The organism is Pseudomonas sp. RtIB026, assembly GCF_016861355.2.
Classification (GTDB): Bacteria; Pseudomonadota; Gammaproteobacteria; order Pseudomonadales; family Pseudomonadaceae; genus Aquipseudomonas; species Aquipseudomonas peradeniyensis.
The window spans coordinates 4,902,309-4,921,033 of the sequence record NZ_AP023348.2 but is presented as its reverse complement, the minus strand read 5'-3'; the positions used below and the strand labels follow the sequence as shown (position 1 = coordinate 4,921,033).

Sequence of the window (18,725 nt, the reverse complement as noted above, 5' to 3'; positions counted from 1 at the left end):
CCGTGGGGTGGCGTTTTCGTGCCCTGCTGACGCTCAATAGTCGTCTTTGTCGAACCGCCGCGCCTCGCGCTGCAGCTGATAGACGAAACTCTCGATCTTGCGCTGCGCCTGACCGTTGAGGTTATGGAAGCGCACCCCGGCGAAGGTGGTGTTGATGCGCTCCTCGAAGTGCAGGTGGCGCAGTTCGACCAGGGTGTCGGTCAGCCCCAGTGGGTTGCTGGCCTTGAAGCGCTCGTAGACCTGGCCCAGTTGCAGGCGGTCCTCGACGTTGCCGTCGAAGCGCAGCTTGCAGCCGGTGGCGGAAATGTCCAGCAGCTTGCCGCGCAGGGCGCCGTTGCCCTTGAGGTGGGCGCCGTCGAGTACGATGTCGACCAGTTGCGACAGCTTCAGCGCGGCGCGGAAGGCGTTGCGGCGCTGGTGGTAAGTCACTTCCTCGGGCAGCGGGCCACGGTAGCAGCGGTGGCCGTCGATCTCGCCGATGGTCAGCGCCGTGTTGGATTCCCAGGCGATACGCACACCGTCATGGAAGCCTTCGACACGGAACGGTTCGCCGTTCTCGATGTACTTCTCGCCGTCGCGAGGGATCATTTCATCCAGTGCCAGGACGCCGCTGTCCCGGTCGACATGCACCACGTAGCTTTGAAACCGCTGGCTGCGCTCATGGAAGCTGATGATCAGCGGGTCGTGGCTCTCCAGCAGCTGGCGCAAGTTGGCCGTGATCTCCAAAGGGGTGGTCAGCACCTTTGGTGGCTGGGGAGCATCGGTTTCATTGAACACGGGTAATCAATCTCCAGGCGAATACGGCACACGCAAGTAACGGCATTATGCCAGTATGTTCCGTGCCTTGATCAGGGTCAATCAGACTTGGCCGATGGCCCTGGGCTTGTCCATTGGCGAGGTGGCGCCGCGGCTGTCATAGAGCGACGGCGAGTCGCCGCCCATGAGGATTCTGATCTGGTTGGCCGTGGCGTATTGCTGCATCTGGATGATCCGGCCATTGTTCTCGTTGACCTTCTGGCAGGCATCCATCAGCTGGGTGAGCTCATTGAGCTGCTGCATGATGAGTTCGCCGTTGGGCGACTGGTCGGCCACTGCCTGCACGCCCGCGCGGTCGGCGCTGAGGCCGAGATCGATGAGCAACTGGTTGCGCCGCAGGCCCTGCTGTTCGAGCAGCACGACCAGCGACTGCTTGCGGGCAAGGATATGCTCCAGCGCCATGATTTCCCGGCCATGCAGGGAAACTGCCTCCTTTTGCAGAAGGTCGAGCAGTTCCTGGGTCGGCGCGATGTCGTCTTCGATCAGTTGCAGCAGGGTGATGTCGTGCATGGCTAACTCTTGGCGAATTGCGTCCTTGAAGTCAGCGCCCCTGGGGGTCAGCGCTGGGCTTCGAAATCAAGCAGTTTGCTGGCGACCCGGTCGGCATCGACCTTGTAGCTGCCGTCTGCGATGGCCTGTTTCAACTCGGCCACGCGGGCGCTGTTGACGGTCGGCTGATCGCGCAGCTTGTCGCTGATCTTCTGCAATTGCTGGGCCTCTGGGCTCAGGTGTACCGCTTCTCCGCTGACACTGGCGTGCTTGGGCGCTGCGCTGGCCTCGCCGGCTTTATCGGCGTTGCCTGGCGCGGCATTGCCGCGAACGCCGCCCGTGACGGACGGAGAGTTGTTGAGACGACTGAAGTCGATGACCATGTTCAGAACCCCTGGGAATTAGGACGCATGCCTTGCTTTCGGCCTACCCGAGCAAAACTTTAGGCGTGAATGCATCACCGCCTCTCGGCACACGTGCGCAACCCGATCTGTGACACAGTTTAGGGGGCGCGGTTCCACATCGCCAGCGTTGCGTCACTATCCCGACGCAGTGCAGTCCTACATGGCCACCTCGACCTGCCCCGGGCCCGTGACGCGGGCCTTGACCACGCGTTTGGAGTTCAGGTTGCGCACCCGGATCTGCGTCTGCAGGCCGCCCTTGTCCAAGGCCTCGCCGGGCATGCGCACGCTCAGGCTGCCGCTGCGGGCGATGATCACCACGTGATCGCCCTTGCGCACCACATCGGCCTGCTCCAGGTGCTGTTGCGTCAGCACCTGGTCGAGCACAGTGGGGCGCAACAGCTTCAAGCCCACGGCCTGGTCAAGCTGGGTCAGGTAGCCGACGCCGAGGGTGCCCACATCGCGTTCGCGCAAGGCCACATCGCCTTCACCCACCACGCTTTCACGTTTCAGGGGGCGAGTCATGACCACCACGTCGCGCATCAGGCGCACCTGGGCTGGGACGAATACCGTCCAGGGCGCCGTGCCGTCGCAGCGGACCCGTACCGTAACCCGCCCCAGGGGCGTCGAACCTTCCAGCGAGGCGTCCAGCTGCTGGCTGCACAGCGGCATGCGCAGGCGTGGGTCGAGGTTGTTGACCTGGATCTCGTAGCGGCCCGGGGTCTGGGTGGTCGCCAGGTAGTCCTCCACGGTGAATTCAAGAAACCCCTGAGTGACACCGATAAGCTGTTCAGGCAAGGTAAAAGAGTCCGCCAGCGTACGAATGCCGGGTGCCAGCAGGCACAGGGCGGCCAGTGAGCCGGTCAACAGGCGCGTCAGTCGTCGGAAATTTGTCGTTTTCGTATACATGGCGTTCAAAAAAGCAAAGCCCGTGCCGATTCGGTACATAGGCAATCGTTGAAGGAGTCTGGCATGGCTGGAGTGATGGATTCGGTCAACCAGCGCACGCAACTGGTGGGGCAGAATCGCCTGGAGCTGCTGTTGTTTCGCCTCAATGGCGATCAGCTCTACGGCATCAATGTGTTCAAGGTACGGGAGGTGCTGCAGTGCCCGGACCTGACGCTGCTGCCCAGGTCCCATCCGGTGGTGCGCGGCGTGGCTAACATTCGGGGGGCGACCATCCCGATCCTGGACCTGTCGATGGCCACCGGCCTTCCGCAGCTGAAGGAAGAAACGCGCAACAGTTTCGTGATCATCACCGAATACAACACCAAGACCCAGGGCTTCCTGGTGCATTCGGTCGAGCGCATCGTCAACATGAACTGGGAAGAGATCCATCCGCCACCCAAGGGTACCGGACGCGATCACTACCTGACAGCCGTGACCCGGGTCGACAACCGCATGGTCGAGATCATCGATGTGGAGAAGGTGCTGGCCGAGGTGGCGCCTTCGTCCGAGTCGGTGTCCGATGGCGTGATCGATGCCGAGGTGCAGGACAAGGCGGTGATGCTGCGGGTGCTGACGGTCGATGACTCGTCGGTGGCGCGCAAGCAGGTGAGCCGTTGCCTGCAGACCGTGGGGGTCGAGGTGGTGGCGCTCAACGATGGTCGCCAGGCCCTGGATTACCTGCGCAAGCTGGTGGACGAGGGCAAGCGTCCGGAGGAGGAGTTCCTCATGATGATTTCGGATATTGAAATGCCGGAAATGGACGGCTATACCCTCACGGCGGAGATCCGCAGCGATCCGCGCATGCAAAAACTGCACATCTGCCTGCATACTTCGCTGTCCGGGGTATTCAACCAGGCGATGGTCAAGAAAGTCGGTGCCGATGACTTCCTGGCCAAGTTCAGGCCGGATGACCTCGCCCAGCGCGTGGTCGACCGGATCAAGGCAAGTCATTGAAACGGCCGGGGCCCGTCCCCGGCGCTAGCGATTTAAGAAGAGGCGGCAGCATTGTCTACGGGTAATTTGGATTTCGAACAGTTCCGGGTCTTCCTGGAGAAAGCCTGTGGCATCCTGCTGGGCGAGAATAAGCAGTACCTGGTCTCCAGCCGTCTCAACAAGCTGATGGAGCAACAGGGCATCAAGTCGCTGGGCGAGCTGGTGCAGCGCATCCAGACCCAGCCACGCAGTGGTCTGCGCGAGCAGGTGGTCGATGCCATGACCACCAACGAGACGCTGTGGTTTCGCGACACCTACCCGTTCGAGGTGCTAAAGAGCAAGGTGATCCCGGAGTTCATCAAGAACAACCCGGGCCAGCGCCTGCGCATCTGGTCGGCGGCCTGTTCGTCCGGTCAGGAGCCGTACTCGATCTCGATGTCGATCGACGAGTTCGAGCGCACCAACCTCGGCCAGCTGAAGATGGGTGCGCAGATCGTCGCCACCGACCTGTCGGGCGCCATGCTCAACAACTGCAAGACCGGCGAGTACGATAGCCTGGCCATCGCCCGCGGCTTGTCGCAGGAGCGTCTGCAGCGCTACTTCGACCCCAAGGGTCCGGGGCGCTGGGCGATCAAGTCGCCGATCCGCAGCCGTGTCGAGTTCCGTTCGTACAACCTGCTCGACAGCTATGCGCCGCTGGGCAAGTTCGACATCGTGTTCTGCCGCAACGTGCTGATCTACTTCTCGGCCCAGGTCAAGAAGGACATCCTCATGCGCATTCACGGCACCCTCAAGCCCGGTGGCTACCTGTTCCTGGGGGCGTCCGAGGCGCTCAACGGCCTGCCTGACCATTACCAGATGGTCCAGTGCAGCCCGGGGATCATCTACCAGGCCAAGTAAGGCTGGGCGAAAAAAGGCCGGTATCCTGCGATACCGGCCTTTTTGTTTTCAAGGTCATCCCTTTCAAGGTCTTTGGGTGCGAAGATTATTGACCGAGTGAGGGCCACCAAGTGTTCGCCGCAACCTTTGCAGCGCCTATAAAATCGAGCGCCGCCCGCGCGGCGCTCGGTCTGATAGGCGCTATAGCTCTGGCGTCGAACACCTTGAAAGGGTTGGTTTTCAAGGTGGAATAGTCTGCGATGGCGTGTCAGAACGCGTAGCGCAACCTGGCCGAGAACACGTCGGCATCGAAGCCCGACTTGCCCGCGTAGTCATAGCTGACGCCGACGCTCACCGCTCCCAGCTTGTAGTCAGCACCCAGCCCGGCCTCGTAGCTGTTGCGCGCCACGCTGGCACCATGGCTGACAAACGGCGTGGTGCCCAGCACGAAGGTCGCGGTGTTCTGCACAGGATCCGCGGCAAAGTCGTGGTAGGCCATGACTTTCAGCTGCGGTTCCAGGATGCCGGCGCCAAGCGGCAGTTGGCTGGCCACGCGCACGCCGGCGCCCAGTTCGATGGCCTCGTAGCGCTGCGCCTCGACCTTGAGTGCGGCCGACGAGCCTTTCTCGTTGAAGCTGTCGATGTCGACGCGGCTGTAGCGCGCCGCCAGGCGCGGCTCGACCAGCAGTCGCGGATCCGGCTGCCAGCTATAGCCGCCCACCAGGTTCAGGCCCAGCAGGTTGCTGTCATAGTCCGACTTGGCCCGGGTGCCGGCGATCTCGCGCTTGCCTTGGTTGTCGTTGAAGCCGTAGGTCAGGCTGGCATCGACGAAGTAGTTGTCCAGGGTGTAGCTGCCATACAGCGAGAAGGCGTGGCTCTGTACCTGGGTCTTGTTGCCGCGTTTGCCGTTGATGTCGGTGTCGATGAAGCTGTAGGCCGCGCCGAGGGTGAGCTGGTCGTCCAGCTGGCCATCGGCACCGACCGCCACGCCGCGGCTGTAGGCGTTGTAGCCGGCAATGCCGTCGCGTTGTTGCTGGCTGGCGTCGCTGTACAGCGACTGCATCCACACGCCGGAGGCGCGGCGTGCCTCGTCGGCGCGAGGGGCGCGCAGGCTGCTGGAGCGGTTGTCGATGGCGTTGCCGATCAGGCGCTGGCTGGCCAGGGCGGCCTGGCGCGCGCCGTCGCTGACGTCCGGCGCCAGTTGCTCGGCGAGCCTGGTCAGTTGCGCTTCGTCGGCGCTGGCGGCGGCGAGGAACAGTGGGTCCTGGTTGCCCAGGCGTGCCAGCAGGCCGGCTTCGGCCAGGTTGCCCAGGGCACGCTGTGCATTGCTGTCGCCACCCTGTTGCGCGACGATCTGCTCAAGGTCCTCGGTCGGCTTGGTGCTGACGGTGACGTAGACCTTGTTGTCATCGAGCGTGCTGCTCAGCACGTTGAGCATGGCCGAGGTGCTGGCGACCTGGGGCTTGGCGTTGACCTGCAGGCCTTTGGCGTCGAGGACCTGCACCTGGCCGGCCTCGAGCAGCAGGTAGCGGCTGCCGCTGGCCTCGAAGTCGGTGTCCTCCGGCTCCAGCAGGATTCGCGCGTTCTGGGCGAACTCGGCGATGCCGCTGACCTTGAGCACCGCCGTGTTCGGGTCGGTACTGCTTGCCAGCCACAGGCCCAGCGCCGAGTTGTCGGCAATCCTCAGGTTGCCGTCGAGAGTGGTGTGAAGGCTGTGCAGGGTGAAGGTAGTGGGTGGCTCGCTGCTGTCGCCCACATCGATCCAGCCACCGTTTGCCAGGCGGATGCTGTTGCTGCCGGGGGGACCGTAGGCGACGCCATAGGTGCTGTCGCCTTCGACCTCGATGTTGGCCAGGCCGACAAGGTCGCCGTAGACCTTGCTGCCCTGGCGCAGGATCAACTCGACCGGGCGGTTGCTGGCGGTGGCGTCGATGGCGGTGTTGCCCCAGATCGTCCCGCTGTTGAAGATGTTCAGTGCGCCGTTGGCCTTGTACCAGGCCGACAAGCCTGTGTCGTCGAAGGCGGTGTTGCCGATACGGATGGCGGTTGTGGTGGCTGTGATCCTGCCGCTGTTGACCAGGTGGCGGTCCATGCTGTCGACCAGGGTGGCGCCGTCGAGCGCGATGGCCTGGTCACTGGCGAAGATCCGACCGGTATTCTCGATGCCGGCCAGGATGGTGGGCCGGTTGCTGGTGCCTGCAGTGGCACTGATGGCAACGGCGCCAGGGCCGGATACATCGATGTTGCCGCGGTTGACGACCTTGCCTTCCAGGCTGGCGCCCGCCAGGTTGATGCCGCGTGCATCCCTGCCTTCGACGGTGATGCTCGCGCCATCGGCGTTGATCACATCGCCGTGCAGGACAGTGGCGCCGCTCGGGCTGGACAGGTCGATGCCGTAGGTCGGCCCGCCATTGAAGTAGGAGATGCCGGTGCCGACCCTGAGGCTTCCCTCGTTGGTGAGATCGCCGTCTACCAGGGTGCCTTGCAGGCGCAAGGCCGCGCCATCGAGGCTGGTGGTTTTCACGTTGCCGCGATTGTACAGGTAGCCGCCGATGCTGCTGTTGGCCAGGCGGATGCCGTCGCTGCGGTTGACCATGTCGACCGTGCGCTGGTCGTTGTCGTTGATGGCACTATTGAAGACCAGGTCGCCCATCACGCGGGTATTGGCGAGATTGATCGCGTCACGTCGCAGGCCGGTGTAGCTGCCAGTGAATTCGAGGTCTGCGGGGTGGCTCTGGTTCTGCTCGGCGTGGCCGGCATCGGTCAGTTGAATGGTCTCGGCCAGCGAGGGCAGGGGGCTGGCGCCGATCAAAAGGGCCAGGAGGGTCTTGCGTGCGTTAAGCGGTGGCACGGTTTCGTTCCTTTGAAATCGTAGAGCAAGCAGTGCGCATCCATGCGGGCGTATGACCGTAACGGCTGGGGCTTTTCGCCACGACAATGCGCGGGGGGGGCGAATGCTACCGTGGATGATGGCAGATTGGCATTGTTGTTTGACGTCAATTTTTTGTTTTGCCGCTTTTGCCGCCTGCCAATTGCCGCTTGGTGGTGGTGTGGCGGAAGCACTTTGCCGCTTTTCTGGCATCACCAGCGCCCTGATACCTGGGTAGCCCCCGGTTTACTGGGGTTGCGCTGGTTGGCACAGCCCTTGCTAAAGCCTAAGCCAACGAAACTCTGGTCAACCTTTGAAGGTTTCCCCGATATGAGCATCAGCTTCGACAAGGCGCTTGGCATCCACGAAAAGGCATTGGGCTTCCGCGCCCAGCGTGCCGAGGTGCTGGCCAATAACATCGCCAACGCCGACACGCCCAACTACAAGGCGCGTGACATGGACTTCTCGTCGGTACTCGCCGCCGAGGCCGACAAGCAGCAGAAGGGGCGCATCGCCCTGGACCGTACCAACAACCGCCACATCGAGGCCGAAGGCCTGGCGATGATGGACGACACCCTGCAGTACCGTACGCCGATGCAGCCGTCGATCGACCAGAATACCGTGGATGCGCAGATCGAGCAGTCGAACTACGCGGAAAACGCCGTTGGCTTCCAGGCCAGCTTCACCCTGCTCAACAGTAAATTCAAAGGGCTGGTATCGGCCCTGCGTGGAGAGTGACCATGTCCCTTGCCAGTGTCTTCAACATCGCCGGTAGCGGCATGAGCGCGCAGAACACGCGCCTGAACACCGTTGCCTCGAACATCGCCAACGCCGAGACGGTGTCCTCGAGCATCGACCAGACCTACCGCGCCCGCCATCCGGTGTTCGCCACCACCTTCCAGAACGCGCAGAACGGCATGGGCCAGTCGCTGTTCGAGGAGCAGGGCGAGGCCGGGCAGGGCGTCCAGGTCAAGGGCATCATCGAGGACCAGAGCAACCTCGAGGCCCGTTACGAGCCCAATCATCCGTCGGCGAACAAGGACGGCTACGTCTACTACCCGAATGTCAACGTGGTCGAGGAGATGGCCGACATGATCTCCGCCAGCCGTGCGTTCCAGACCAACGCCGAGCTGATGAACACCGCCAAGACCATGATGCAGAAAGTACTGACCCTGGGTCAGTGATAAGGAATCCCGACCATGGCAGTCGAAAACCCCAGCGTGAACCTCAATGATGTGCTGACAAAATCCGGGGTCAGCACCGGCACCAAGAAAACCACCACCGAGCCTGTCGACAAGAATGCGCTGGGCAAGGATGCGTTTCTCAAGCTGCTGGTCACCCAGATGCAGCACCAGAACCCGCTGGATCCCCAGGACAACGGTCAGTTCATCGCCCAGCTGGCGCAGTTCAGCAGCCTGGAAGGCATCCAGACCCTGAACAGCTCGGTCAACTCGATCATCAGCGGCATGGGCTCGTCCCAGGCGCTGCAGGCCTCCTCCCTGGTAGGGCGTTCGGTGATCGTGCAGAACGACAAGGCCCTCTTCGATCCGAAGGAAAGCCTCAATGGCCAGGTGGTCGTGCCGCAGAACATCACCGACGGCAAGGTGACCATCAAGGACAAGGATGGCAACGTGGTCAAGACCATCCAGTTGGGCGAGCAGAAGAAAGGCACCGCCGATTTCATCTGGGACGGCACCAACGACAAGGGCGAGAAAGTCGAGGCGGGTACCTATACCTTCACCGCCACCACCACTGTCGACGGCAAGTCGCAGGAGATGTACACGATGCTGCCGGCCAAGGTCACCAGTGTCAGCTTCCAGAACGGCGGCGAGATGATGCTCAACCTTGCCGGGATCGGCAAGCTGGGCATCTCCAAAGTACAAACCATCGGAATCTAAGGCCGCTAGCACGGCATAAGGAGTGAATGCATGTCTTTCAATATCGGCCTTAGCGGTCTGTACGCAGCCAACAAGAAGCTGGACGTCACCGGCAACAACATCGCCAACTCCGAGACCGTCGGCTTCAAGTCGTCGCGCGCCGAGTTCGCCGACGTCTACGCTGGCGCCAACCGCCTGGGCGTGGGCAAGAACCAGGTCGGCAACGGCGTGCGCCTGGCCACGGTTTCCCAGCAGTTCGGCCAGGGCGACGTCAACAACACCGGCAACGTGCTGGACATGGGCATCCAGGGCCAGGGCTTCTTCGTCCTGTCCGACAACGGCTCGCTGAGCTATACCCGCGCCGGTGCGTTCCAGACCAACAAGGACGGCTATGTCGTCACCTCCGATGGCCTGGGTCTGCAGGGCTATGGGGTCGATGCCAATGGCAAGATCATGAAGGGCGTGCTGACCGACCTGCGGATCGATACCTCGGCAATGGCGCCGAAGGCGACCACCCTGATCGATCAGGGCATCAACCTGAACTCCTCGGCCCCCGACATTCCGCTGCAGGTCCCGGACAACTCCACGCCGCCCGTGATGGTGCCGAACAAGCCGTTCGATCCGAAGGATCAGAGCACCTACACCAAGTCGTTCCCGACCAAGGTGTACGACAGCCAGGGCAACGAGCACGTCATGGAGCAGTTCTACCGCAAGACCGGCGAGAACCAGTGGACCATGTACACCCTGGTGGAAGGTCGCAACCCTTACGATCCGAGCAAGACCACGCCGCTCATTGGCAACATCGACTTCAACCCCGATGGCAGCGTCAAGGCCATGACCGCCAGCCCTGACAACGTGCCGACCACGCCGGTGGGAGCGTTCGACTGGAGTGTGGTCAACAACACCTTCACCATGAAGGGCTGGATCCCGGCCGCCAAGGACGCCGCGGGCAACTGGGGTTCCAACGGCTCGGTGGGTAACGCCGACGGTATGCGTCTGTCGATGAACAGCACCACCTCCTACAACCTCGAGACCGCGCGCAGCTCGCAGTCCCAGGACGGTTATGCCACGGGTGTCCTGTCGAACCTGTCGATCGACTCCACCGGCGTGATGTTCGCCAGTTTCAGCAACCAGCAGTCCCGCGCCATCGGCCAGGTAGCCATTGCCAGCTTCGCCAACGAGCAGGGCCTGCAGCAGGTCGGCGGTACCCGCTGGAAGGAAACCTTCTCCTCGGGTATTCCAGGTATCGACGCGCCAAAAACTGGCACCCTGGGCTCGGTGGAGTCCAACTCGCTGGAGGCTTCCAACGTCAACCTGACCAAGGAGCTGGTCGAGCTGATCAAGGCGCAGAGCTTCTACCAGGCCAACGCCAAGACCATCTCCACTGAAAGCACCATCATGCAGACCACCATCCAGATGACCTGATGGTCGCTGGCTGAGCGTTTGTCGACGAACCCCTTTGCACGAAGGGGTTCGTCGTTTTCGAGGAGAGGCTCCATGAAAAAGCTGGTCGCTGCCGCTGTTGCGGCGCTCTGCCTGCTCCAGGCGCAGGCCGCGATGGCCCCCTGGTGGCGCTGGGAGAGCCAGGCCGATGGGCGTCTGGTGTGTTCGCAATGGTCACCTGGCGAGGGCTGGAAACGCTTTGCCGGGCCGTTCGACAATGCCGGTTGCAGGTCGTTTTGACCCAAGGCAAAAATTGATGGCTTGAGGCCATCGATTGGCGGATTTGCTTCAGGTATGATCCGCGTCATTCCACTCGTTCGAGTGGCTGGCAAGCGTCATTTTCCAAGGATCGGAACTCTTGAAAAGCAGTAAGGATACTGGCGCGCGCGTGCTGCCGGCGCCGCTTCGCGTGGCCTTGAAAAAGGGCCTGGTCGGCGCAGCCCTGTTCTCTGGCGTGATCAACCTGCTGGCGTTGATCGGCCCCCTGTTCATGCTCGAGGTCTATGACCGGGTCATCCCCAGTCGCAGCCTGCCCACCTTGGTGGCGCTGGGGCTGCTGGTGGCGGGTGCGTACCTGGTGTTCGCCGTGCTCGACATCATTCGCTCGCGGGTCATGTCGCGTATCGCTGGAGCTGTGGACGGAGCGCTTTCGACGCAGGTGTTCAGGATCATCGCCGGCACGCCGCTGAAGATCGCCCTGGACCAGGATCCGCTCAAGCCCGCCCAGGAACTCGAACAGATCCGCGCCTTCATCGCCGGCCCCGGGCTCATGGCGTTCTTCGACCTGCCGTGGATGCCGGTGTACCTCGCGGTCAGCTTCTACATCCATCCATCACTGGGCTGGCTGGCGTTGGGCATGATCGTGCTGATGGTACTGCTGACCTGGCTCACCGACCGTGGCACGCGCCGGGCCATGCGTGACAGCGCGGTACTGGCCAGCCAGCGCAATCGCCTGGGCCAGCAGGCCCATGTCGGCGCTGAAGTGCTCGCCGCGATGGGCATGACCGAGCGTGCCGCTGCACGTTGGCAGGTGCTGCAGGAGCAGTACGCCACGTTGCAGCGGCGCAGCGCCGATGTCGGCAGCTTCTATGGCGGGATCACCAAGGCCCTGCGCCAGTTGGTGCAATCGGCGTCCCTGGGTGTGGGTGCCTGGTTGGTGATCGGGGGCGATCTCAGCGGCGGTGCGATTGTCGCCGCCTCGATCATCGTTGCCCGCACCCTGGCCCCGGCCGAGCAGATCATTGGCACATGGCGCAGCCTGGTGTCCGCGCGATTTGCCTGGCAGCAGTTGCGCGGCGTGCTGGCGATCTTTCCGGCGCCCGCGCACAGGACTGCGCTGCCGACTGCTCGCAGCCAGCTGCTGGTGAGCGGCCTGTGTGTGGCGCCGCCGGGCGTGCAGCGGCTGGTGCTGCAAGGGGTGAATTTCAGCCTGGCTGCCGGCGGCTCGCTGGCGGTGATCGGCCCCAGCGCCTCGGGCAAGTCGTCGCTGGCGCGGGCCTTGGTCGGCGCGTGGCCGGCGCTGCGCGGCCAGGTCTGCCTGGATGGCGCGGCACTGGAGCTCTGGCCGGATGCGGCGCGGGCGGTCATGACCGGTTACCTGCCGCAGAGCGTCGATCTGTTCGAGGCGAGCGTGGGGCAGAACATCGCGCGTCTGGATCCGCAGGCCGATGCTGCGGCGATTGTCGCGGCGGCGCGTCAGGCCGGCGTGCACGAGTTGATCCTGCAACTCCCGCAGGGCTACGACACGCCGGTCGGCGAGGGCGGCGTCAATCTTTCGGCAGGGCAGCGCCAGCGTATCGGCCTTGCCCGCGCGTTGTATGGCGAGCCGTTCCTGGTGGTGCTCGACGAGCCCAATGCCAACCTTGATGCCGAGGGCGAACGGGCGTTGGCCCGGGCGATCGAGGGCGTCAAGGCGCGCGGCGGGGTGGTGGTGGCCATCGCCCACCGTTCCGGGCTGCTGTCGGTGATGGACCAGGTGCTGGTGCTTGAGCAGGGGGCGCAGGCGGCATTTGGCCCGCGCGATACCGTGCTGGCGCGACCGGTGACGCTCGCCGAGCCGCGAGTGGTCAAGGGAGGTGTGCAGGCATGATGCGGATCGATGATGAGCAGGGGCTGCTGCGTTCGCTGCGTGGCCACCTGTGGGCCGGTGCCGGGGTCGTGGTGGTGTTGCTGGGCGGCGCGCTGACGTGGTCGGCCGTCACTGAACTGGCCGGTGCGGTGATTGCGCCGGGGGCGGTGGCGGTGCAGGACAGCGTGAAGAAGGTCCAGCATCCCAGTGGTGGCGTGGTGGCGCAATTGCTGGTTGGCGAGGGGCAATCGGTGCAGGCCGGTGACGTGTTGCTGCGACTGGACGCGACCTTGCAGGAGGCCAGTCATGCCATCGTCGCCAAGGCCCTTGACCAGGCCTTGGCGCGTCAGGCTCGGCTCGAGGCGGAGCGCGATGGCCTGGCGCAGGTGGACACGCCGTCACGGCTTGTCGCGCGCGAGGGTGAGGCACAGGTGCAGGCGGTGCTGGCCAGTGAGCGGCAGTTGTTCGTCGACCGCCGCCAGTCGCGGGATGGGCAGAAGCAGCAATTGCGCGAGCGTATCGAGCAACTGACCCAGACCATCGCCGGTCATGACCTGCAGCAGCGCACCAAGGGCGAGGAAATCCGCCTGATTGACGAGGAATACCAGGCCGTCAAGATCTTGCAGAAGAAGGGCCTGATGACCCTCGACCGGGTCAATGCCCTGGCCCGCGGCATCGCTCGCCTGCAGGGCGAACGTGGCCAGTTGGTCGCGGCCATCGCCGAGGCGCGGGCGCGCATTGCCGAAACCCGTCTGGAGCTGTTGCAGGTGGACCAGCGGTTCCGCGAACAGGTTTCCGGCGAGCTGCGTGACCTGATGGCGCAGCAGGGCGAATGGGTGGAGCGCGAGGTCGCTGCGGCCGACCAGCTCAAGCGCATAGAAGTGCTGGCGCCCAGTGCCGGGCGGGTCCAGCAGTTGGCGGTACACACCGTGGGCGGTGTGATCTCGCCGGCCGAGACCCTGATGCAGATCGTCCCGCTGGACGACGAGCTGTTGGTCGAGGCGCGCATCAGCCCGCAGGACATCGATCAGGTCGTGCTCGGCCAGGAGGCGTTGCTGCGCTTCAGTGCGTTCAATCGCGCGACCACCCCCGAAGTGCTCGGGCGGGTGGTGCGTCTTTCCGCTGACCTGGTAACCGACCCGCAGAGCGGGCTCGGCTTCTACCGCGCCGGCATTCATATCGACAAGGCCGAGCAGCGCAAGCTGGACGGCCTCACGCTGGTGCCGGGCATGCCGGTGGAATCGATGATCCAGACGGGTCATCGCACCGTGCTGTCCTATCTGCTCAAGCCAGTAGGCGACCATGCGCAACGGGCATTCAGGGAAGGATGAGCGCCGACCGGAGGGTGGGCGTAGTCATGCAGGGATTGTTCAACCATTGGCAAGGAATCAGTAGACATGGCTGTTATCCAGGGAACCGAAGGCGCCGACAATCTGGTCGGTACCAGCGCGGACGATCAGATTTTTGGCAAGGGTGGCGATGACATCATCAATGGCGGTGATGGTAATGACACGCTATACGGTGGCGCGGGTGCCGATCGCTTCATCGGTGGTGCGGGCAACGACACCGTGTCGTACACCGATGCCAGTGCCGGCATTACCCTGAACTTCAAGACCGGCGTGCATACCGGTATCGCCGCTGGCGATACCTTTGAAAGCATCGAGGTGTTCCAGGGTTCGAACTACGCCGACACCTTCATCAGCGATGCGCGCGCGCAGACCTTCAATGGCGGTCTGAACGACACGATGGACTATTCGCTGTCCGACCAGGGGGTGACGATCACCATCGATGGGGCTGGTGGCGCCGGCCAGGGTGGTGATGCGCAGGGCGACAAGTTCACCGGCATGTACAGTGTCATCGGCAGCAGCCAGAACGACACCTTCATCATGCAGGCGACGGGGTCGAGCAAGAGCTTCGCCGGTGGTGCCGGCAACGACGTGTACTACCTGCATGGCGCGGCCGGCGTGTTCGAGCAGGCCGGTGGCGGCATCGACGAGGTGCGCACCTCCCTGGCCAGCTACACCCTGACCAGCGAGGTGGAAAACCTCACCTACATCGGTAGCGGCAACTTCACCGGTGTCGGCAACGCCAGCGACAACATCATCACCGGCGGCAGCGGCAACGACGTGATGCGCGGCGGTGCCGGTGGCGACCGCTTCATCGGCGGCGCGGGCAATGACACCGTGTCGTACACCGATGCCAGCGCCGGTATCACCCTGAACTTCAAGACCGGCGTGCATGGCGGCATCGCCGCTGGCGACACCTTCGACAGCATCGAGGTGTACCAGGGCTCGAACTATGCCGACACCTTCATCAGCGACGCGCGCGCGCAGACCTTCGATGGCGGCCTGAACGACACGATGGACTATTCGCTGTCCGACCAGGCGGTGACGATCACCATCGACAACACCGGCGGCAAGGGCCAGGGCGGCGACGCCGAAGGCGACAAGTTCACCGGCATGTACAGTGTCATCGGCAGTAGCCAGAACGACACCTTCATCATGCAGGCGACGGGTTCGAGCAAGAGCTTCGCCGGTGGTGCCGGCAACGACGTGTACTACCTGCATGGCGCTGCCGGCGTGTTCGAGCAGGCCGGCGGCGGCATCGACGAGGTGCGCACCTCCCTGGCCAGCTACACCCTGACCAACGAAGTGGAAAACCTCACCTACATCGGTAGCGGCAACTTCACCGGTGTCGGCAACGCCAGCGACAACATCATCACCGGCGGCAGCGGCAACGACGTGATGCGCGGCGGCGCCGGTGGCGACCGCTTCATCGGCGGCGCGGGCAATGACACCGTGTCGTACACCGATGCCAGCGCCGGTATCACCCTGAACTTCAAGACCGGCGTGCATACTGGCATTGCTGCCGGCGATACCTTCGACAGCATCGAGGTGTACCAGGGCTCGAACTATGCCGACACCTTCATCAGCGATGCGCGCGCGCAGACCTTCGATGGCGGCCTGAACGACACGATGGACTACTCGCTGTCCGACCAGGCGGTGACGATCACCATCGACAACACCGGCGGCAAGGGCCAGGGCGGCGATGCCGAGGGCGACAAGTTCACCGGCATGTACAGTGTCATCGGCAGTAGCCAGAACGACACCTTCATCATGCAGGCGACGGGTTCGAGCAAGAGCTTCGCCGGTGGTGCCGGCAACGACGTGTACTACCTGCATGGCGCTGCCGGCGTGTTCGAGCAGGCCGGCGGCGGCATCGACGAGGTGCGCACCTCCCTGGCCAGCTACACCCTGACCAACGAAGTGGAAAACCTCACCTACATCGGTAGCGGCAACTTCACCGGTGTCGGCAACGCCAGCGACAACATCATCACCGGCGGCAGCGGCAACGACGTGATGCGCGGCGGTGCCGGTGGCGACCGCTTCATCGGCGGCGCGGGCAATGACACCGTGTCGTACACCGATGCCAGCGCCGGTATCACCCTGAACTTCAAGACCGGCGTGCATACTGGCATTGCTGCCGGCGATACCTTCGACAGCATCGAGGTGTACCAGGGCTCGAACTATGCCGACACCTTCATCAGCGATGCGCGCGCGCAGACCTTCAATGGCGGCCTGAACGACACGATGGACTACTCGCTGTCCGACCAGGCGGTGACGATCACCATCGACAACACCGGCGGCAAGGGCCAGGGCGGCGACGCCGAAGGCGACAAGTTCACCGGCATGTACAGTGTCATCGGCAGCAGCCAGAACGACACCTTCATCATGCAGGCGACGGGTTCGAGCAAGAGCTTCGCCGGTGGTGCCGGCAACGACGTGTACTACCTGCATGGCGCTGCCGGCGTGTTCGAGCAGGCCGGCGGCGGCATCGATGAGGTGCGCACCTCCCTGGCCAGCTACACCCTGACCAGCGAGGTGGAAAACCTCACCTACATCGGTAGCGGCAACTTCACTGGTGTTGGCAACGCCAGCGACAACATCATCACCGGCGGCAGCGGCAACGACGTGATGCGCGGCGGCGCCGGTGGCGACCGCTTCATCGGCGGCGCGGGCAATGACACCGTGTCGTACACCGATGCCAGCGCCGGTATCACCCTGAACTTCAAGACCGGCGTGCATGGTGGTATCGCCGCTGGCGACACCTTCGACAGCATCGAGGTGTACCAGGGCTCGAACTACGCCGACACCTTCATCAGCGACGCGCGCGCGCAGACCTTCGATGGCGGCCTGAACGACACGATGGACTACTCGCTGTCCGACCAGGCGGTGACGATCACCATCGACAACACCGGCGGCAAGGGCCAGGGCGGCGACGCCGAAGGCGACAAGTTCACCGGCATGTACAGTGTCATCGGCAGTAGCCAGAACGACACCTTCATCATGCAGGCGACGGGTTCGAGCAAGAGCTTCGCCGGTGGTGCCGGCAACGACGTGTACTACCTGCATGGCGCGGCCGGCGTGTTCGAGCAGGCCGGCGGCGGCATCGACGAGGTGCGCACCTCCCTGGCCAGCTACACCCTGACCAACGAAGTGGAAAACCTCACCTACATCGGCTCTGGCAATTTCACCGGTTATGGCAATGCCGGCAACAACGTGATTGTCGGTGGCGCTGGCAATGACACCTTGTTTGGCGGTGCCGGTGCCGACCGTTTCGTCGGCGGCGCGGGTATCGACACTGTTTCGTATGGCGACAGCACTGCCGGCATTCTCCTGAATCTCAAGACCGGCGTGCATGGCGGTATCGCCGAGGGCGATACCTTCGAGGGCATCGAGAAGTTCGTCGGCTCGTCGTCGGGCGATGTCTTCGTGGCCAACGACCAGCCCAACGACTTCAATGGCTCGCTAGGTGTCGATCTGTTGACGTTCGCCGGCGAGGGCGCTGGGGTTACGCTCGATCTGAACGCTACCGGTAATGACCTGTTCACCAGTATCGAGAGTTTCGAGGGTACGGCGTTCAACGATACGTTCGTGGGGACCACTGCGAACGAGAACTTCATTGGCGGTGCTGGCGCGGATGTGATCAATGGTGGGGCCGGTCGGGATTCGGCCTGGTACATCTCGAGCAATGCCGGCGTGTCGATCGATCTTGCCGCAGGTACTGTGGCTGGCGGGCATGCCGAGGGTGATGTGCTGAGTGGAATCGAAGGGCTGGCGGGCTCCGCGTTCGCCGATGTGCTCAATGGCGATGCCGGTGCGAACACGCTCTATGGCGCCGAAGGCGACGATGTCATCAATGGCGGTGCGGGCAATGACATCCTCTACGGGGATGGCATCTACTCCACCGATTTCGGTGCCCTGGCGCGCCCGGCGAACACCCAGGTCGCGCAGGCGGATGTCGTCAATGGCGGTGACGGCGACGACACCATCACCGGTGCGCTGAACGACACGGGGTCCGTCTACCATGGTGATGCCGGCAACGACACCATCCAGACCACCAACGGCAAGGCGTATGGCGATGATGGCAACGATCGCCTGGTTGGTAACGGTTTTGCCTACGAACTCTATGGTGGCGCCGGCGCCGATCGCCTGGACATGATGTCGGCCGGCTACGCCTTCGGTGGCGAGGGCAGCGATGTCTACACGATCTACTCCAAGGCGGGCGTGGTGATCCAGGATACCGGTAGCGCAGGTGTCGACGTGGTGGTGCTGAAGAACATCCAGACCTTCCAGGATGTCGTGGTGCAGAACGATGGCGTCAATGCCTTCATCTTCTCCAAGGCTGACTGGAATGCCGGCAACCTCGATTCGGGGGTGATGCTCAGCAACTGGTACGCCGGCTCGAACACCATCGAGTCGTTCCAGACCAACAACGGCGACACCTTCACCATCACCTGACAGGCAAGCGGCGTCTGACAGCGTCCGCAGGCGGCCAAGCCTTGCCGCTGTCAGGCACCCGCCGCCGAGATTTTGTCTCTCTGACAGCGTGCTTTTCGGCAAAGGCCCCGTAAACCGGGGTCTTTGTCGTTTCTGTGGTAATTGGCGCGAAACTTGCTCGAAGCTTCGTACAGCCACGGCGACCGGCAATCGATCGCCCGT

The 18,725-nt window shown here is 63.4% G+C and carries 15 protein-coding genes; 10 read left to right on the top strand and 5 right to left on the bottom strand.

What is annotated here, in order from left to right:
• Positions 1-33 precede the first annotated feature (33 nt).
• The 4 genes from PRtIB026_RS21975 to flgA all read right to left on the bottom strand — a co-directional run bounded on the left by PRtIB026_RS21975 (position 34) and on the right by flgA (position 2,615).
• Positions 34-777 (bottom strand): flagellar brake protein, encoded by a 744-nt coding sequence (locus PRtIB026_RS21975; protein ID WP_203651590.1) that lies wholly within the window; start codon positions 775-777, stop codon positions 34-36.
• An 81-nt stretch (positions 778-858) separates the two neighbouring features.
• Positions 859-1,326, bottom strand: coding sequence for a flagella synthesis protein FlgN (locus PRtIB026_RS21970; RefSeq protein ID WP_203651591.1), 468 nt, complete (start codon positions 1,324-1,326; stop codon positions 859-861).
• A 47-nt stretch (positions 1,327-1,373) separates the two neighbouring features.
• Positions 1,374-1,688 (bottom strand): flagellar biosynthesis anti-sigma factor FlgM, encoded by a 315-nt coding sequence (flgM, locus tag PRtIB026_RS21965; RefSeq protein WP_203651596.1) that lies wholly within the window; start codon positions 1,686-1,688, stop codon positions 1,374-1,376.
• 177 nt (positions 1,689-1,865) lie between these two features.
• Entirely contained in the window at positions 1,866-2,615 is a 750-nt protein-coding gene (gene flgA, locus PRtIB026_RS21960; RefSeq protein ID WP_186714868.1) for a flagellar basal body P-ring formation chaperone FlgA, read from the bottom strand.
• A gap of 63 nt (positions 2,616-2,678) precedes the next feature.
• Here flgA and PRtIB026_RS21955 point away from each other — a divergent pair, with 63 nt between their 5' ends.
• Both PRtIB026_RS21955 and cheR read left to right on the top strand, forming a co-directional pair.
• Positions 2,679-3,608 carry a chemotaxis protein CheV gene (locus PRtIB026_RS21955; RefSeq protein WP_050706714.1) on the top strand — a complete coding sequence of 310 codons (930 nt, stop codon included), beginning with the start codon at positions 2,679-2,681 and terminating at the stop codon, positions 3,606-3,608.
• Between the two features lie 51 nt (positions 3,609-3,659).
• Positions 3,660-4,487, top strand: coding sequence for a protein-glutamate O-methyltransferase CheR (gene cheR / locus PRtIB026_RS21950; protein ID WP_050706713.1), 828 nt, complete (start codon positions 3,660-3,662; stop codon positions 4,485-4,487).
• 247 nt (positions 4,488-4,734) lie between these two features.
• Here cheR and PRtIB026_RS21945 read toward each other — a convergent pair whose 3' ends face one another.
• A complete protein-coding gene (locus tag PRtIB026_RS21945; RefSeq protein ID WP_244670971.1) occupies positions 4,735-7,317 on the bottom strand; it encodes an autotransporter outer membrane beta-barrel domain-containing protein in 2,583 nt (860 codons plus the stop codon).
• Between the two features lie 348 nt (positions 7,318-7,665).
• Here PRtIB026_RS21945 and flgB point away from each other — a divergent pair, with 348 nt between their 5' ends.
• The 8 genes from flgB (at position 7,666) to PRtIB026_RS26500 (ending at position 18,524) form a co-directional block, all read left to right on the top strand.
• The gene (flgB, locus tag PRtIB026_RS21940; protein ID WP_203651598.1) at positions 7,666-8,073 is read left to right on the top strand and encodes a flagellar basal body rod protein FlgB; all 408 of its coding nucleotides are present in this window, start codon (positions 7,666-7,668) and stop codon (positions 8,071-8,073) included.
• Between the two features lie 2 nt (positions 8,074-8,075).
• Positions 8,076-8,519 (top strand): flagellar basal body rod protein FlgC, encoded by a 444-nt coding sequence (gene flgC, locus PRtIB026_RS21935; RefSeq protein WP_198743001.1) that lies wholly within the window; start codon positions 8,076-8,078, stop codon positions 8,517-8,519.
• A gap of 15 nt (positions 8,520-8,534) precedes the next feature.
• A complete protein-coding gene (flgD, locus tag PRtIB026_RS21930) occupies positions 8,535-9,233 on the top strand; it encodes a flagellar hook assembly protein FlgD (RefSeq protein WP_186735515.1) in 699 nt (232 codons plus the stop codon).
• Positions 9,234-9,263: 30 nt separating this feature from the next.
• Positions 9,264-10,637 carry a flagellar hook protein FlgE gene (gene flgE, locus PRtIB026_RS21925; protein WP_203651599.1) on the top strand — a complete coding sequence of 458 codons (1,374 nt, stop codon included), beginning with the start codon at positions 9,264-9,266 and terminating at the stop codon, positions 10,635-10,637.
• 72 nt (positions 10,638-10,709) lie between these two features.
• Complete coding sequence (locus PRtIB026_RS21920; RefSeq protein ID WP_203651600.1) at positions 10,710-10,895, top strand: hypothetical protein; 186 nt, start codon at positions 10,710-10,712, stop codon at positions 10,893-10,895.
• A gap of 118 nt (positions 10,896-11,013) precedes the next feature.
• Entirely contained in the window at positions 11,014-12,744 is a 1,731-nt protein-coding gene (locus PRtIB026_RS21915) for a type I secretion system permease/ATPase (RefSeq protein WP_267812942.1), read from the top strand.
• Positions 12,741-14,054 carry an HlyD family type I secretion periplasmic adaptor subunit gene (locus tag PRtIB026_RS21910; RefSeq protein ID WP_232857536.1) on the top strand — a complete coding sequence of 438 codons (1,314 nt, stop codon included), beginning with the start codon at positions 12,741-12,743 and terminating at the stop codon, positions 14,052-14,054. Before PRtIB026_RS21915 ends, PRtIB026_RS21910 begins: the two co-directional genes overlap by 4 nt.
• Before the next feature lie 66 nt (positions 14,055-14,120).
• Complete coding sequence (locus PRtIB026_RS26500) at positions 14,121-18,524, top strand: beta strand repeat-containing protein (protein WP_324256553.1); 4,404 nt, start codon at positions 14,121-14,123, stop codon at positions 18,522-18,524.
• Positions 18,525-18,725: the final 201 nt, after the last annotated feature.

Coding starts and splice junctions, on each gene's coding strand:
- PRtIB026_RS21970 (WP_203651591.1), bottom strand. CDS start 1,326: ATGCACGACATCACCCTGCTGCAACTGATCGAAGACGACATCGCGCCG.
- flgM (WP_203651596.1), bottom strand. CDS start 1,688: ATGGTCATCGACTTCAGTCGTCTCAACAACTCTCCGTCCGTCACGGGC.
- flgA (WP_186714868.1), bottom strand. CDS start 2,615: ATGTATACGAAAACGACAAATTTCCGACGACTGACGCGCCTGTTGACC.
- PRtIB026_RS21955 (WP_050706714.1), top strand. CDS start 2,679: ATGGCTGGAGTGATGGATTCGGTCAACCAGCGCACGCAACTGGTGGGG.
- flgB (WP_203651598.1), top strand. CDS start 7,666: ATGAGCATCAGCTTCGACAAGGCGCTTGGCATCCACGAAAAGGCATTG.
- flgC (WP_198743001.1), top strand. CDS start 8,076: ATGTCCCTTGCCAGTGTCTTCAACATCGCCGGTAGCGGCATGAGCGCG.
- flgD (WP_186735515.1), top strand. CDS start 8,535: ATGGCAGTCGAAAACCCCAGCGTGAACCTCAATGATGTGCTGACAAAA.
- flgE (WP_203651599.1), top strand. CDS start 9,264: ATGTCTTTCAATATCGGCCTTAGCGGTCTGTACGCAGCCAACAAGAAG.
- PRtIB026_RS21920 (WP_203651600.1), top strand. CDS start 10,710: ATGAAAAAGCTGGTCGCTGCCGCTGTTGCGGCGCTCTGCCTGCTCCAG.
- PRtIB026_RS21910 (WP_232857536.1), top strand. CDS start 12,741: ATGATGCGGATCGATGATGAGCAGGGGCTGCTGCGTTCGCTGCGTGGC.
- PRtIB026_RS26500 (WP_324256553.1), top strand. CDS start 14,121: ATGGCTGTTATCCAGGGAACCGAAGGCGCCGACAATCTGGTCGGTACC.